The 14,293-nt window shown below is 64.4% G+C and carries 15 protein-coding genes; 9 read left to right on the forward strand and 6 right to left on the reverse strand.

The annotated features are described in order from the left end of the window. Positions 1 to 186 precede the first annotated feature (186 nt). From ACIGJE_RS10660 to ACIGJE_RS10670, 3 genes are all read left to right on the forward strand, one after another. Positions 187 to 975 carry a L,D-transpeptidase gene (locus ACIGJE_RS10660; RefSeq protein ID WP_311933680.1) on the forward strand — a complete coding sequence of 263 codons (789 nt, stop codon included), beginning with the start codon at positions 187 to 189 and terminating at the stop codon, positions 973 to 975. Between the two features lie 293 nt (positions 976 to 1,268). Continuing rightward, positions 1,269 to 2,330, forward strand: coding sequence for a sugar phosphate isomerase/epimerase family protein (locus ACIGJE_RS10665; RefSeq protein ID WP_483680034.1), 1,062 nt, complete (start codon positions 1,269 to 1,271; stop codon positions 2,328 to 2,330). 117 nt (positions 2,331 to 2,447) lie between these two features. Further along, positions 2,448 to 3,620, forward strand: coding sequence for a Gfo/Idh/MocA family protein (locus ACIGJE_RS10670; protein WP_367624188.1), 1,173 nt, complete (start codon positions 2,448 to 2,450; stop codon positions 3,618 to 3,620). A gap of 13 nt (positions 3,621 to 3,633) precedes the next feature. Here ACIGJE_RS10670 and ACIGJE_RS10675 read toward each other — a convergent pair whose 3' ends face one another. After that, entirely contained in the window at positions 3,634 to 4,236 is a 603-nt protein-coding gene (locus tag ACIGJE_RS10675) for a TetR/AcrR family transcriptional regulator (protein WP_311933673.1), read from the reverse strand. Positions 4,237 to 4,350: 114 nt separating this feature from the next. On the opposite strand from ACIGJE_RS10675, the gene ACIGJE_RS10680 reads away from it, so the two are divergent. Continuing rightward, positions 4,351 to 5,559, forward strand: a complete 1,209-nt coding sequence (locus ACIGJE_RS10680) for an MFS transporter (RefSeq protein ID WP_311933671.1) — start codon at positions 4,351 to 4,353, stop codon at positions 5,557 to 5,559. A gap of 120 nt (positions 5,560 to 5,679) precedes the next feature. Here ACIGJE_RS10680 and ACIGJE_RS10685 read toward each other — a convergent pair whose 3' ends face one another. The 5 genes from ACIGJE_RS10685 to ACIGJE_RS10705 form a co-directional block, all read right to left on the reverse strand. Next, complete coding sequence (locus ACIGJE_RS10685) at positions 5,680 to 6,645, reverse strand: branched-chain amino acid ABC transporter permease (RefSeq protein ID WP_311933669.1); 966 nt, start codon at positions 6,643 to 6,645, stop codon at positions 5,680 to 5,682. Next, complete coding sequence (locus ACIGJE_RS10690) at positions 6,645 to 7,532, reverse strand: branched-chain amino acid ABC transporter permease (RefSeq protein ID WP_311933668.1); 888 nt, start codon at positions 7,530 to 7,532, stop codon at positions 6,645 to 6,647. Before ACIGJE_RS10690 ends, ACIGJE_RS10685 begins: the two co-directional genes overlap by 1 nt. A gap of 99 nt (positions 7,533 to 7,631) precedes the next feature. Then, complete coding sequence (locus ACIGJE_RS10695; RefSeq protein WP_311933666.1) at positions 7,632 to 8,849, reverse strand: ABC transporter substrate-binding protein; 1,218 nt, start codon at positions 8,847 to 8,849, stop codon at positions 7,632 to 7,634. 100 nt (positions 8,850 to 8,949) lie between these two features. Continuing rightward, on the reverse strand, positions 8,950 to 9,672 hold the full coding sequence (locus ACIGJE_RS10700; RefSeq protein WP_367624184.1) for an ABC transporter ATP-binding protein: 723 nt from the start codon (positions 9,670 to 9,672) through the stop codon (positions 8,950 to 8,952). After that, on the reverse strand, positions 9,665 to 10,420 hold the full coding sequence (locus ACIGJE_RS10705) for an ABC transporter ATP-binding protein (protein WP_311933661.1): 756 nt from the start codon (positions 10,418 to 10,420) through the stop codon (positions 9,665 to 9,667). Before ACIGJE_RS10705 ends, ACIGJE_RS10700 begins: the two co-directional genes overlap by 8 nt. Positions 10,421 to 10,786: 366 nt before the next feature. Here ACIGJE_RS10705 and dhaL point away from each other — a divergent pair, with 366 nt between their 5' ends. From dhaL to ACIGJE_RS10730, 5 genes are all read left to right on the forward strand, one after another. Next, positions 10,787 to 11,398: a dihydroxyacetone kinase subunit DhaL gene (gene dhaL / locus ACIGJE_RS10710; RefSeq protein ID WP_311933659.1), complete on the forward strand. Its 612-nt coding sequence runs from the start codon at positions 10,787 to 10,789 to the stop codon at positions 11,396 to 11,398. Next, the gene (dhaM, locus tag ACIGJE_RS10715; protein WP_149254153.1) at positions 11,395 to 11,778 is read left to right on the forward strand and encodes a dihydroxyacetone kinase phosphoryl donor subunit DhaM; all 384 of its coding nucleotides are present in this window, start codon (positions 11,395 to 11,397) and stop codon (positions 11,776 to 11,778) included. The genes dhaL and dhaM overlap by 4 nt, the downstream gene beginning before the upstream one ends. A 16-nt stretch (positions 11,779 to 11,794) precedes the next feature. Continuing rightward, positions 11,795 to 12,076 (forward strand): HPr family phosphocarrier protein, encoded by a 282-nt coding sequence (locus ACIGJE_RS10720; protein WP_149255507.1) that lies wholly within the window; start codon positions 11,795 to 11,797, stop codon positions 12,074 to 12,076. A 137-nt stretch (positions 12,077 to 12,213) separates the two neighbouring features. Then, complete coding sequence (locus ACIGJE_RS10725) at positions 12,214 to 13,806, forward strand: putative PEP-binding protein (protein ID WP_367624183.1); 1,593 nt, start codon at positions 12,214 to 12,216, stop codon at positions 13,804 to 13,806. Further along, complete coding sequence (locus ACIGJE_RS10730) at positions 13,799 to 14,278, forward strand: hypothetical protein (RefSeq protein WP_415083394.1); 480 nt, start codon at positions 13,799 to 13,801, stop codon at positions 14,276 to 14,278. The genes ACIGJE_RS10725 and ACIGJE_RS10730 overlap by 8 nt, the downstream gene beginning before the upstream one ends. The last annotated feature ends 15 nt before the right edge of the window (positions 14,279 to 14,293 follow it).

A 14,293-nucleotide genomic window follows, 5' to 3' on the forward strand; every position in this document is an offset into this window, starting at 1 on the left:
GGGCGCCATGTGCTCAAAGGCACACCCCACGTAATCTGGAAGGCGTAGATGAAGCCAATGTGAACGGCGGTACGTTCACGAGAACGCGATATAAAGAAATTCGGAACGTTGCAGCAAAGGCACAGCCGAACACGGAAGTCTTGCTTATTGTAAGTGCCGGTTCTCCCGATCCCAGTAGGATGTGTAATGTCGTCTCTCTCCCGCCGCGTCTTTCTCATGGGCGCTTCGCTGACTGGGCTGGGCCTTGGCCTGGCCAGTTGCGTGACCGATTCAGCCGCAATCAAGCCGGTCGTCGTGGCTTCGGCCGATCCGGCAACGCTGCCGGCGGTGCCGGTAGATGGCCGGCCGACCGATGAGATCACGCAGCCCGAACAGCCCCTTACGCCTGAGGGCACCTATGACTACAAGGCGATCTATGGTCAGAAGACCGACGGTAAATTCGTCGTGCCGGCCGTGGATACCAAGCGTATCGGCCCGCAATTCTTGCGCGCCGAGGTCGATTATCCGACCAGCGAGCAGGCGGGCACTATTATCGTCGATCCCAGGGCGCATTATCTCTACTACGTCATGGGCGGCGGACGGGCGATGCGCTACGGCGTCGGCGTCGGCAAGCAGGGCTTCGGCTGGTCGGGCACCGCGGAAATCCGCTACAAGCGCGAATGGCCCGATTGGTATCCGCCCAAGGAAATGATCGCCCGCCGTCCTGATCTCAAGCCGAGCCTCACCCAGTTGCAGAGCGGTGTCGGCGTACGCGGCGGACCGCGCAATCCGATCACCGGACGCGCGATGTATCTGTGGCAGAACAACAAGGATACGCTCTTCCGTATCCATGGCACCAACGAGCCCTACAGCATCGGGCACAACGCCTCCTCGGGCTGCATCCGCATGATCGTCCAGGACGCGATCGACCTCTACAGCCGCGCCCCTCTCGGTGGCCGCGTGGTCGTCCTCGGCCCCGGCATGTCGGAAGCCTGAGCGGACGTCGATTTCGCCTATCGCTGTGTTTGAGCAAGGCCGGGCTTCATGTCCGGCCTTTGTCTTGTGGGCTCGACCCCGCCTGCCGGCGCGTCTGGAGGGAGGTCGTAGATAGTCTCGGCCTTCCCTGGTGTACGTACATCAAATCGCCGTTGCACAGTCCGGAAGGATTTGCCATGGTGAGGCAAGCCGAGGGACAGGTCAGACAAATGGTCCCAGGCCGAGGGGGCGAGCCGGCACCTAGAGCGGCTCCGGACTCTGCGGCCCGAAGGCATCACCTTAGGAGACGCAGCATGGCGGCCACGATCAAGGGACCGGCGATCTTTCTCGCCCAGTTCGCGGGCGATGCCGCGCCCTTCGATTCCCTCGATTCCATCTGCAAATGGGCCGCCTCGCTCGGCTACAGGGGCGTGCAGATACCGAGCTGGGACGGCCGTCTGTTCGATCTCAAGAAGGCGGCGGAGTCGAAGACCTATTGCGACGAGATTGCCGGTGTGGTCGCCAAGCACGGCCTCGCCATCACCGAATTGTCGACCCATCTGCAGGGCCAGCTGGTTGCCGTGCATCCGGCCTATAACGAGGCCTTCGACGGGTTTGCGCCGCCGGAAGTGCGGGGCAAGCCCAGAGAGCGGCAGGCCTGGGCCGTGGAGCAGCTGAAGGCTGCCGCGACAGCCTCTCGCCATCTCGGCCTCGATGCCAGCGTCAGCTTCTCCGGCGCCCTGGCCTGGCCTTTCGCCTATCCCTGGCCGCAGCGGCCGGCGGGCCTGATCGATGAGGCGTTCGGCGAGCTCGCAAAGCGCTGGAAGCCGATCCTCGACGCCTATGACGAGGTCGGCGTCGACGTCTGCTACGAGCTGCATCCGGGCGAGGACCTGTTCGATGGTGCCACCTTCGAGCGCTTCGTTGACAGGCTGAAGGGGCACAAGCGCGCCAACATCAATTACGATCCGTCGCATTTCGTGCTGCAGCAGCTCGATTATCTTGCCTTCATCGACATCTATCACGAGCGCATCAAGGCCTTTCACGCCAAGGATGCCGAGTTCAATCCGACGGGCCGCCAGGGCGTCTATTCGGGCTATGCCTCCTGGACGGAGAGGGCGGGGCGCTTCCGTTCGCTGGGCGACGGCCAGGTCGACTTCACCGGCGTCTTTTCCAAGCTCGCCCAATATGATTACGCTTCCTGGGCCGTGCTCGAATGGGAATGCTGCCTCAAGCATCCCGAAGACGGCGCGGCGGAAGGGGCGCCCTTCATCGCCGCCCATATCATCCGGGTGACGGAGAAGGCTTTCGACGATTTCGCCGGCGGCGGCACCGATCGCAAGGCGGTGCGGCGCATGCTCGGCCTGGGCAGGTAGGCAGGCAAGCATCAGCTTAGGCCTGGCGAGGTGCGCGAGCTTCACCTTCCCTGGATGTCCGCAACTCACTTGAGTTGCGGACATCCAGGGAGGGTGTTGCAATCAGGGAGACAACAGATGGCGATCGAGGGCCGTTCGGACAGCAAGGCAGGCGGGCGCGTGCGCTATGGCATGGTCGGCGGCGGGGAGGGCGCTTTCATCGGCGCCGTGCATCGCCTCGCCGCCCGCATGGACGATGATTATGTGCTGGTGGCGGGCGCCCTGTCGTCCACGCCCGAGAAGGCCCAGCGTTCGGGCGAGGCGCTCGGCCTCGATCCGAGCCGGATCTATCCCGACTTCGAGACGATGGCGCGCAAGGAAAAGCGGCGCAAGGACGGCATCGAGGCCGTTTCCATCGTCACGCCCAACCACATGCATGCACCGGCGGCCGAGGCCTTCATCAAGGCCGGCATCCATGTCATCTGCGACAAGCCGGTGACGACGACGCTGAAGGACGCCCTGCGCCTGAAGAAGCTCGCCGCCGACAAGGGCGTGATCTTCGCGGTGACCCACAATTACACCGGCTACCCTCTCATCCGCGCTGCGCGCGAGATGGTGAAGTCGGGTGAGCTCGGTGCCATCCGCCTGATCCAGGTCGAATATCCGCAGGACTGGCTCACCACGCCGATCGAGCACACCGGCCAGAAACAGGCCGATTGGCGCACCGATCCGAAGCGGTCCGGCGCCGGCGGCGCCATCGGCGACATCGGCACCCATGCCTTCAACCTGGCCCAGTTCGTCGGCGGTCTGGAGGTTTCGGAATTGCTGGCCGAACTCACATCCTTCGTGCCGGGAAGGGCTCTCGACGACAATGTCCAGATCCTGCTGCGCTATGCCAATGGCGCGCGCGGGGCACTGTGGGCGAGCCAGGTGGCGCCCGGCAACGAGAATGGCCTGATGCTGCGCGTCTATGGCGAGAAGGCCGGGTTCCACTGGCGCCAGGACAACCCGAATTATCTCTATTTCACCCCGCATGGCGAACCGACCCGCATCATCACCCGCGGCTCGGCCGCGGCCGGCGAGGATGCGGCGCGGGTGACGCGCGTGCCGCCGGGCCACCCCGAAGGCTATCTCGAAGGCTTCGCCAATATCTATACCGAGATCGCACGCGCCATCCGGGCCGCCCGCAGTGGCGAGGCGCTCGATCCGGCCGTGCTCTTCCCCGGTATCGACGACGGCATTGCCGGCATGGCCTTCATCGAGGCGGCCGTGAAATCCTCCAAGAAGGGCGGCGTCTGGGTGAAGCTGTAGGAAAGCGGACCGCCTATCCGGCTCGGATCTCGGTAGAGACAACGAGCGTCTCGACCCGGCGCAGGAGTGCCTCATCGGCGTCGATCTGCCAGGTCAGCAGGTGATACCAGTTGAACCCTGCCCACAATGCGATGCGTTCATCGATCAGCTGGGCAGGAAATTCGCCGCGCGCTGCTGCCCGCTCGAAGAGATGGCGCACCGGCCGGAACAGCACGGGCAGGAACTCGTTGCGCAGTCGCGAGCCCGCTGCCTCGCTCGCTTGCGCCTCGGCGAGCAGCGCCCTGAAGGCACCGCCGGGCGGTGTCCGCCAGAAACGCCAGAGATCGGCGGTGTGCTGCACCAGATCCTCGATCAGACTGCCGGTGTCAGGCAGGCTGATCGCCCGAGCCTTTTCGGCTCCATAGGCTGCCATGAACAGATCGGCCTTGGTCGGCCACCAGCGATAGACGGTGGCCTTGCCGGCGCCGGCACGCCGTGCAGCCTCCTCGATGGAAAAACCGGCATAGCCTCGATCCGCCAGAAGCTGTCGTGCGGCCTCGATGATGGCGGTCTCGGTCTGCGGATTGCGGCGGGCACCGATCGAGCGGCGCCTTGGCTGCGTGGCTTTCGTCTCCATGCGGTGCCTCCCCATCTTGACATAACGAAACGTATCGTTTTATTCAATCATAACGATACGTATCGTTTCATTAGTTGGCAAATACGCGCCGTCAAACCGCCTGCCGTGAATCACATGCATCAGATGGAAAACACCGCCTCCGCCGCCGTTCGGCAGGCCGCTCCCGCTTTGGTCCTGACCCTGGCAGTCGCAACCGGGGCCATCGTCGGCAATCTCTATTATGCCCAGCCGCTGGTGGCCAAGATCGCGCCCGAGATCGGCATCGGCCCGGACCTGGCTGGCGCCATCGTCAGCCTCACCCAGATCGGCTACGGCCTCGGGCTCATCCTGCTGGTGCCCTTGGCCGATCTCATCGAGAACAAGGTCCTGGCCCTGGCGACGCTCGTTTGTGCGGCCGCCAGCCTGCTCCTGGCGGCTGGCGCGCAAGGTGTCGTGGCTTTCCTGTTCGCCTCGCTCGCCATCGGCATATTCTCGGCCGGTGCCCAGATCCTGGTGCCCTTCATCACCCATTTCGTTCCGCCCGAGCGGCGCGGACGCGCGGTCGGCCTGGTGATGGCGGGCCTGATCACCGGCATCATGCTGGCAAGGCCGGCCGCCCTTTTCGTGGCGGCCTATCTGAATTGGCGGGCAGTCTTCCTGGCATCCGCCGTGCTGATGATCGCGATCGGCGCCGTCCTGTGGCGCATGATGCCGCGCTATCAGCCGTCTGGCACGAGCCATTACGGGGCGGTGCTGGCCTCGCTGCCCGGCCTCGTGCGGAATACGCCGATCCTGCGTCGCCGCGCCCTCTATCAGATGCTGCTGTTCTGCGCCTTCAACCTGTTCTGGACCGCTGCGCCCTTGATGCTGACGGAACGTTTCGGCATGTCCGACTATGCGATCGGGCTCTTCGCCCTCGCTGGGGCGGGCGGGGCGTTGGCAGCACCGCTGGCGGGTCGCCTTGCCGATCACGGGCATGGCCGCATGGCGACCTATGGTGCGATGGCCTCTTTGGCGCTCGCCTTTCTCGCAACGGTTCTCGGCGAGCACATCCTGTCTCTTCTGGTGCTGATCGTGGCGACGCTGGTGATCGATGCGGCGGTCCAGACCAACCAGATCGTCAGCCAGCGCACCATCTTCTCGACGGCTCCGGCGGTCCGCGGCCGTATCAATGCCCTCTACATGACGACGGTGTTCGTCGGCGGGGCGCTCGGGTCGGTGCTGGGTACGCTGACCTACCATGCCGGTGGCTGGATAGTCACGGCCGCGACCGGCGCCGCGCTCGGCATCGCCGGGCTGGCCGCCTTCGCCACGGAACGGCTCGAACACCGCTCTCCTGACTGAGGAGGGCGGCGATAGCGCTTAGAGTGTTTTCCAGAAAAGTTGCTAGACTTTTCGATTAAGAAAACGCGTCAAAACAAAGAGATAGAGAGAAAGTGCGATTCAAGGAAATCGCACTTTGCTCTAGCCGCTCTTGCGCAAGAGTTTGCCCAAAGTGCCCGCAATGCCATCGCGGAAGGCGAGCACGCAGATGACGAAGACCGCACCCTGGGCCACCGTCACCCAGGAGCCGAGCGGGGCGAGATAGGTTTCCATTGCCACCACGAGCAGGGCGCCGAGCATCGGCCCGAACAGCGTGCCGGTGCCGCCGACAAGGGCCATCAGCACGACCTCGCCCGACATCGACCAGTGTACGTCTGTGAGCGAGGCAAGCTGGAACACCAGCGCCTTGGTGGCGCCGGCGATGCCAGCCAGCGTGGCCGACAGGGTGAACATCAGCAGCTTGAAGCGTTCGGCATCATAACCCAGCGACAAAGCGCGGGGCTCGTTGTCGCGGATCGCCTTCATCACCTGGCCGAAGGGTGAATGCACGATACGGTGGATGACGAACAGGCCCAGCAGCACGATCACGGCAACCAGGACATAGAGCGCCTTGTCGTCGGAAAGGTCGATGAGGCCGAACAGCTTGCCGCGCGGCACCGCCTGAATGCCGTCCTCGCCGCCGGTGAAGGGCGCCTGCAGGGCGAAGAAATACACCATCTGGGCCAGCGCCAGGGTGATCATGGCGAAATAGATGCCTTGGCGCCGGATGGCGAGCGAGCCGACCACGAGGCCGAGAACGGCGGCGACGGCGCCCCCGCACAGGATCGCCAGCTCGGGCGTCAGGCCCCAGACCTTGGCCGCGTGGGCACTGGCATAGCTCGCCATGCCGAAGAAGGCGGCATGGCCGAAGGAGAGCAGGCCGCCATAGCCGAGCAGGAGGTTGAAGGCGCAGGCGAACAGGCCGAAGCACAGCACCTTCATCACGAAGACGGGATAGGCAACGAAGGGGGCGACGGCGATCAGCACGACGATCAGCAGCATCACGCCGCGGTCGCCCAGCAGGGGCGCACCGCGGATTGCGGCGGCCGGTTGGATCGAGGCTGCCATCAGGAAGCCCTCCCGAACAGGCCGGCAGGCCGGACGAGCAGCACGATGACCATCACCACGAAGACCACGGTGGCCGAGCCCTGCTGGTAGAAATTCTTGACGATGCCCTCGATCAGGCCAAGGCCGAAGCCCGTCACCACCGAGCCGAGGATCGAGCCCATGCCGCCGATCACCACCACCGCAAAGACCACGATGATGAGGTCGGAGCCCATATTGGGATTGACGTTGGACGTGGTCGCCGCCAGCACGCCGGCCAGCCCGGCGAGACCGACACCGAAGCCATAGGTCAGCATGCGCAGCATCGGCACGTTGATACCGAAGGCCTCGACCAGCCTGGGGTTTTCGGTCGCCGCACGCAGATAGGCCCCGAGACGCGTCTTCTCGATCACCAGCCAGGTGGCGAGGCAGATGGCGAGCGAGAAGGCGATCACGAAGACACGGCTCTTGGGCAGCACCATGAAGCCGAGATTGACCGGCCCCGTCAGCGCTGATGGCAGGGTATAGGGCACGCCGGAGACGCCGTAATAATTGCGGAACAGGCCCTGGATGATCAGCGCCAGGCCGAAGGTGAGCAGCAGGCCGTAGAGATGGTCGAGCTGGTAGAGCCTGGAGATGAAGAGCCGCTCGATGGCGATGCCGACCAGGCCGACGCCCAGTGGTGCCAGGACGAGGGCCGGCCAGAAGCCGATGCCGGCATAGTTGAGCAGCATCCATGCCGCGAAGGCACCCATCATGTAGAGGGCGCCATGGGCGAAATTGATGACGTTGAGCAGGCCGAAGATGATGGCAAGGCCGAGGCTGAGCAAGGCGTAGAAGGAGCCATTGATCAGGCCCAGCGCGAGCTGGGCCATGATGCCCTGCAGGGGAATGCCGAAAATCGTGGTCACCTTATGGGTCCTTCACCATCGTCTGCTTCGTCATCGGCGAAAAGGGCGAAAGGCGCGTGGCACGCTTCGCCACGCGCCGAGCGGCTCTTTAGTTACTAGTTACTTCGCCAGCGGGCAGCCGGCCTCGGCCATGGGCTGGAAGGCCTCAGCCGCCGGAATGGTGGCGAGCAGCTTGTAATAGTCCCACGGCCCCTTGGATTCGTCGGGCTTCTTGACCTGGAACAGGTACATGTCGTGGGTCACGCGGCCGTCCTTGCGGACCTCGCCCTTGCCGAACAGGGGGTCGTCGGTCGGCGTCGCCTTCATCTTGGCCATCACTGCCGTAGCGTCCTTGGACTTGGCGGCTTCGATGGCCTTGAGATAGTGCAGGACACCGGCATAGACGCCGGCATGCACCATGGTCGGCATCTTGCCGCCGCTCTGTTCGGCGAAGCGCTTGGACCAGGCGCGGGTGCCGTCGTTGAGGTCCCAGTAGAAGGCTTCCGTCAGCACCAGGCCCTGGGCCGCCTGCAGGCCGAGCGCATGCACGTCGGAGATGAAGATCAGCAGGCCTGCCAGGCTCTGGCCGCCCTGGGTGATGCCGAACTCGGCGGCCTGCTTGATGGCGTTGACGGTGTCGCCGCCGGCGTTGGCAAGACCGATCACCTTGGCGCCGGAGGACTGGGCCTGCAGCAGGAAGGAGGAGAAGTCGGAGGTCGGGAAGGGCGCCTTGATCGAGCCGAGCACCTTGCCGCCCGCAGCCGTGACGATAGCGGTGGCATTCTCCTCCAGCGACTTGCCGAAGGCATAGTCGGCGGTGATGAAGAACCAGCTGTCGCCGCCCTGCTTGACCATGGCGCCGCCCGTGCCCTTGGCCAGGGCATAGGTGTCATAGGTCCACATCAGCGTGTTGGGCGTGCATTGCTTGCCGGCGATCTCGGTGGAACCGGCGCCGGAATCGATGAAGATCTTGTTCTTTTCCTTGGTGACCTGGCTGACGGCGAGCGCCACCGAGGAGGTCGGCACGTCGAAGATGGCATCGACGCCGTCCTGATCGTACCATTGCCGGGCGATACCGGCCCCGATGTCGGGCTTGTTCTGATGGTCGGCCGAGACGATCTCGATTTTCAGGCCCTTTTCGGCGGCCTTGAAGTCTTCGACCGCCATTTTGGCGGCGATCACCGAGCCTTCGCCGGACAGGTCGGCATAGACGCCGGAACGGTCGTTGAGGATGCCAAGCTTGACTGCGATGTCCTCGGCGCTTGCCGGCCCCAGCGCCGAGCCTGCGAATACCGCGGCGAGGGCTGCTGCTGCGAGCAGGGTCCGTTTTGAAATCATAAGCGTCTCCCGTTCAGCTTTTTACACCGAGAGGAATTTTCAATACCTCTCGGTTCTCTCTAACGATTTTCGCCAAATCGGAGATTTGGCATCATTGGCGTCACACGCCCAGATAGGCGTGCAACTTGTCGCTGTTGGCTTCCAGCTCGGCATTGGGGATCATGTCGATCACCTTGCCCTGCTCGACGACATAGTGGCGATCCGCCACGGTCGAGGCGAAGCGGAAATTCTGTTCGACCAGGATGATGGTGAAGCCGCGCTGCTTGAGGCTGGCGATGGTGTGCCCGATCTGCTCGACGATCACCGGTGCGAGGCCTTCGGTCGGTTCGTCGAGCAGCAGGAGATTGGCGCCGGTGCGCAGGATGCGGCCGATGGCCAGCATCTGCTGCTCGCCACCCGAGAGCTTGGTACCCTGGCTGGTGAGGCGCTGCTTGAGATTGGGAAACAGGGTGAAGATCTCGTCCACGCTGAGGCCGCCGGGCTTCACCACCGGCGGCAGTTCGAGATTTTCCTTCACCGACAGGCTGGCGAAGATGCCGCGCTCCTCCGGGCAATAGCCGATACCCAGGCGGGCGACGTGGCGGGAGCCGAGACCGATGGTCTCCCGGCCGCCGAAACGGATCGAGCCCTTGCGCTTGGCCATCACGCCGATGATGGATTTCATCGTGGTGGTCTTGCCGGCGCCGTTGCGGCCGAGCAGGGTCACGACCTCGCCGGGATTGACGTCGAAATCGATGCCATGCAGCACATGGGACTCGCCATACCAGGCCTCGAGGCCTCGTACCCGCAGCAGGGGATCAGGCTTTTTCACGGGGTCAGGCATGGCCACTCCCGATATAGGCCTCGACCACGCGCGGGTCGCCGGAAACGGTTTTGTAGTCGCCCTGCGCCAGCACCTTGCCGCGCGCCAGCACGGTGATGGTGTTGGAGAGGGTGGCGACCACGGAAAGATTGTGCTCGACCATCAGGATGGTGCGGCTCGCCGCGATCTTGCGGATCAGCTCGGTGGTGCGCTCGACATCCTCGTGACCCATGCCGGCCATCGGTTCGTCCAGCAGCAGCATTTCGGGATCGAGCGCCAGGGTCGTCGCGAGCTCCAAAGCGCGTTTGCGGCCGTAGGAGAGTTCCTTGGCCGGCGTTGCGAGAAAGGATGACAGGCCGACGCTGTCGGCGAGTTCGGCGGCTTCGGGGTTCAGGCCGTCGAGAACACGCTGCGAGCGCCAGAAATCATAGGAGTGGCCTCGGCGGCGCTGCAGGGCGATGCGGATATTGTCGTTCACGCTCATTTCGCCGAACACGGCCGAGATCTGAAAGGACCGGACGAGGCCGAGCCTGGCCACGGCGGCGGGCTTCATGCCGGTAATGTCATGCCCCTTATAGGTGATGCGTCCGGCCGACGGAGACAGGAACTTGGTCAAGAGATTGAAACAAGTGGTCTTGCCGGCGCCGTTCGGACCGATCAAAGCATGGACCGTTCCGCGCATGACCGAGAGATCGACGCCGTCGACGGCCCGGAATCCCCTGAAATCCTTGGTCAGGCCTTCGGCTTTCAGGACTGTATCTTTTGCCATCAAGCGGAGCGTTTCCCCTGGCGCTTCTAAATCTTGCTTGGTTCTAGTCTTGGCCGTCCGGGCAAGCTTCGTCAATGGCGATATGGCACCAATACTGACCTTAAGATAGGCATCTCATTAGGCGGCGGCGGACACAGCAATATGACGGAATGCCGGGCCGGGCATGCCTGTTGCGGGGGTTGGAGCCCCGTCAGGCAACCCTCCGATCGATGTTCAGTGCGGTGCAGCATTGCCAATGCCTGCACCCCGTAGAACAAGCGACAATTTGGCTTGCAATGTTTAGGATTAGGTGATCAACTAAACAAATAAGCAAACTGCGAGCCGGCAGTGCCGGCCGTCACAAGAGTGCGGGGCGGAGGCGGGGCGATGGACAGCCAAGCAAGAGAGCAGCTCATTCGCGCGGTTGCGGCAACCATAATCCAACATTCCGAAGAGCTCACCGCGCTCGATCAGGCGATCGGTGACGGCGACCATGGGCTGAATCTCAAGCGGGGCTTCGAGGCGGTCACTGCCGAATTGCCCGGTCTTGCCGAAAAACCCTGGCCGGACCTGCTCAAGGCGGCCGGTATGGCGATGGTGATGAAGGTCGGCGGCGCGTCCGGCCCGCTTTTCGGCACCTTCTTCATGGAACTGGGTAAGACGGTGGGTGGCGAACCCGATCGGACAGCGGTGATCGCCGCCTTCGCCAAGGCCGTCGAGGCCGTCAAGGCGCGCGGCCGTTCGGAGGCCGGGCAGAAGACGCTGCTCGACGTCCTCGTCCCCGTCCAGGCCGCCCTGGCAGCCGGTGCCGATGCCGCCACGCTCAAGGCGGAAGCCATCGCCGCCGCCGACAGGACGGTGCCGATGCAGGCGATCCGCGGGCGCGCTTCCTTCCTGGGCGAACGCTCCGTCGGCCACATGGATCCGGGCGCTCGCTCCTCCTCGCTGATCATCGCCACGGTGGCAGACGAACTCAACAAACAGGGCCTGATGTCATGACCGTGAGTCTGGTGATCGTATCGCATTCGCCCAAGGTCGCCGAAGGCGCGGCCGACATGGTCAGGCAGATGGTGGGCGAGAGCGTGCGCGTCGCCTGGACGGGGGGCGATCCCGGGGGCGGGCTCGGCACCGATGTCGCCAAGATCATCACCGCCATCGATAGCGTCTGGTCCGAAGAGGGCGTCGCGGTCCTCGTCGACCTCGGCGGTGCCGAGACCAATGCCGAAATGGCCGTCGAGATGCTCGACGAGCATAAGCGCGACCTTGTGGTCATCTGCAATGCGCCGGTGGTCGAGGGAGCGGTGATCGCCGCGACCGAGGCCTCCGGCAATTCCTCCCTGGCCGCGGTCCGCTCCGCCGCCGAAGATCTCTATGGATAGGATTGATATGCCGGATATGAATGGAGCACTGACGGGCAAGGCCGAGCTGACCAACGCTATCGGGCTGCATGCCAGGCCGAGCGTGAAGCTCACCCAGCTCGCCAAGAGCTTCCAATCGAGCATCGAGCTGGCCACCGATGCGGCGGGGCCGTGGTTCGACGCCAAGAGCCCGGTCAAGGTCATGCGGGTGAAGGCGCCCAAGGGCACCGTGTTGCATTTCATGGCGGACGGACCGGATGCCGAGGCGGCGCTATCGGCGATTCTGGGCCTGATCGAGGACAAGTTCGGAGAAGAGTGACGATGCGGCATTCCACAGCGTTTTGCGATTTGACGGAGTCACCTCGAATCGCAAAGACGCGCCTAACCAAAGAGCTAGAGCAAACAAGCGTTCAGTCATGAACGCGCGTTGCTCTAGGGGCTGCCAAGGAGGTTGTCATGACTGAACGGCGGATGACGGGACGCCCTGCATCGCCCGGGCTGGCCTCCGGCCCCGTCTTCACGATCGGCAAGCCGAAGCCGCGGACCGAAAGGAAGGCACCGGCGCAGGAAGATGGCGACGCCGCCTTGCGCACCGCCATCGATTCAGCCTTGGTCGATCTGGTGTCCCTGGTCGAGGCCGTCGATGAAGAGGGAGCCGACATTATCGGCTTCCAGATCGCCATGCTCGAGGACGAGGCCCTGTCGGAGGGGGCCTTCGACGCGATCGCCGCCGGCGTTCCCCCCGTCCACGCGTGGCGCTCGGCCCTCGAAGCGGAGATCGCCGATTACGAACGCAGCGAGGATGCCTATTTCCGTGCCCGTGGCACCGACCTTGCCGATATCCGCGACCGCGTGCTCGCCCATCTCACCGGTGCGGCCGAAAGCGAGAAGGTGCCGCCCGGTTCCGTGCTGGTGGGCGAAGACCTGCCGCCGTCTTTGTTCCTGTCGGTCGACTGGAGCAAGGGCGGCGCGATTGCCCTGGGCGCCGGTTCGCCATCCTCCCATGTCGCCATGCTCGCCCGCAGTCGCCGCGTACCGATGGTGACCGGGCTCGGAGCGCTCGAGGAAGCGAGCCAGGCCATTGTCGACGGGGCGGCTGGAACTGTGACCTTCGATCCCGACAGTGCCTCGCTCGCCGATTTCGGCCCTGCCCTCGCACGCCGGCACGAAGCCGATGCCCGCGCGGAGACCATGAAGGCCGAGCCGGTGTTCCTGCCCAACGGCACGCGGGTCGACATCATGATCAACGTCGCCTCGCCGGACGATCTCAAGGGCATCTCGCCGGAGATCTGCGACGGTATCGGCCTGGTGCGCACCGAGTTCCTATTCGAGCCTGGCCGGCCCCTGCCGGACGAGGAAGCGCAATATGCCGCCTATGTCGCCATCGCCGCCTGGGCCGATGGGCGGCCGGTGACGATCCGGACCCTCGATGCCGGCGGCGACAAGCCGATCGCTGGCGTCACCAGCGACGGCGAATCCAATCCTTTCCTTGGGCTGCGCGGATTGCGGCTGTCCCTGGCTCGCCCGGAAACCTTCCGCGTCCAACTCAGGGCCCTGGCACGGGCCAGCCTGCATCACGAGATCCGCATCATGCTGCCGATGGTGACGGTGCCGGGAGAACTGGCCGAGGCGTCCGCCCTGCTCGACGAGGTGGTGGCGTCCCTCATCGCCGAAGGCACGCCCTGCCGCCGGCCGCCGCTTGGAATCATGGTCGAGGTTCCCGCGGCAGCCCTCGGCGCCCTGCGCTTCCCGGCGGATTTCTATTCGATCGGCTCCAACGATCTCACGCAATACACCATGGCAGCGGCGCGCGACATCGCCGACGTCGCCGGCCTCAACGACGCTGGCGATCCGGCCGTGCTCGAATTGATGGCCCGCGCCGTGGGTGCCGGCAAGGCGCGCAAGGTTCCGGTCTCGATCTGCGGCGATGCCGCGGGCGAGGTGCGCCTGGTGCCCAAGCTCATCGGCGTCGGCCTGACCTGCCTGTCCGTGCCGCCCGCCCTGGTAGGGGCCGTCAAGGCCGCAATTGCAGATTTCAAACATGTCTGATGCCCGCGATGCCAGCACGCGTTCGATAGCGGCCTACAAGGCGCTGCTGCGGCGCGCGCTGGACAATCGTCCCTCGGGCACGAGGCTGAAATTGGCGGCGGCCCTCGGCACCAATAGGTCCTTCATTTCGCAGATCACCAATCCCGGCTATCCCATTCCGATTCCGGCCCAGCACCTCGACGTCATTTTCGAGGTCTGCCACCTCGCACCGGCAGAGAGGGCGGAGTTCCTCAAGGCCTATCAGACCGCCCATCCGGGGCGGACACAGGCCCAGGGCAAGCTGGCCCAAGGGCGCAGCCTGACACTCACCTTGCCGGATCTTGGCGATGTCCGGCGCAACCAGGCGATGGACAAGGCCATTCTCGATTTCGTCGCCAGCCTCGTCCACTACACGCGCGCACTCGATCGCAAGACCAAGGGGGAGGAGGAACCGGTTCCGGATGAGCCTGGAGAAAGCCAGGTTCGGAGTTGAGTCCGAATATCGGTT

The organism is Labrys sp. E2SS-1L, from assembly GCF_057073705.1.

Bases quoted from the DNA above. Each gene is read 5' to 3' on its own strand.
- ACIGJE_RS10730 (WP_415083394.1), top strand. From the start codon at position 13,799: ATGTCTGATGCCCGCGATGCCAGCACGCGTTCGATAGCGGCCTACAAG.
- ACIGJE_RS10685 (WP_311933669.1), bottom strand. From the start codon at position 6,645: ATGGCAGCCTCGATCCAACCGGCCGCCGCAATCCGCGGTGCGCCCCTG.
- ACIGJE_RS10705 (WP_311933661.1), bottom strand. From the start codon at position 10,420: ATGGCAAAAGATACAGTCCTGAAAGCCGAAGGCCTGACCAAGGATTTC.
- dhaM (WP_149254153.1), top strand. From the start codon at position 11,395: ATGACCGTGAGTCTGGTGATCGTATCGCATTCGCCCAAGGTCGCCGAA.
- ACIGJE_RS10680 (WP_311933671.1), top strand. From the start codon at position 4,351: ATGCATCAGATGGAAAACACCGCCTCCGCCGCCGTTCGGCAGGCCGCT.
- ACIGJE_RS10675 (WP_311933673.1), bottom strand. From the start codon at position 4,236: ATGGAGACGAAAGCCACGCAGCCAAGGCGCCGCTCGATCGGTGCCCGC.
- ACIGJE_RS10695 (WP_311933666.1), bottom strand. From the start codon at position 8,849: ATGATTTCAAAACGGACCCTGCTCGCAGCAGCAGCCCTCGCCGCGGTA.
- ACIGJE_RS10725 (WP_367624183.1), top strand. From the start codon at position 12,214: ATGACTGAACGGCGGATGACGGGACGCCCTGCATCGCCCGGGCTGGCC.
- ACIGJE_RS10665 (WP_483680034.1), top strand. From the start codon at position 1,269: ATGGCGGCCACGATCAAGGGACCGGCGATCTTTCTCGCCCAGTTCGCG.
- ACIGJE_RS10660 (WP_311933680.1), top strand. From the start codon at position 187: ATGTCGTCTCTCTCCCGCCGCGTCTTTCTCATGGGCGCTTCGCTGACT.
- dhaL (WP_311933659.1), top strand. From the start codon at position 10,787: ATGGACAGCCAAGCAAGAGAGCAGCTCATTCGCGCGGTTGCGGCAACC.
- ACIGJE_RS10700 (WP_367624184.1), bottom strand. From the start codon at position 9,672: ATGCCTGACCCCGTGAAAAAGCCTGATCCCCTGCTGCGGGTACGAGGC.
- ACIGJE_RS10720 (WP_149255507.1), top strand. From the start codon at position 11,795: ATGAATGGAGCACTGACGGGCAAGGCCGAGCTGACCAACGCTATCGGG.
- ACIGJE_RS10670 (WP_367624188.1), top strand. From the start codon at position 2,448: ATGGCGATCGAGGGCCGTTCGGACAGCAAGGCAGGCGGGCGCGTGCGC.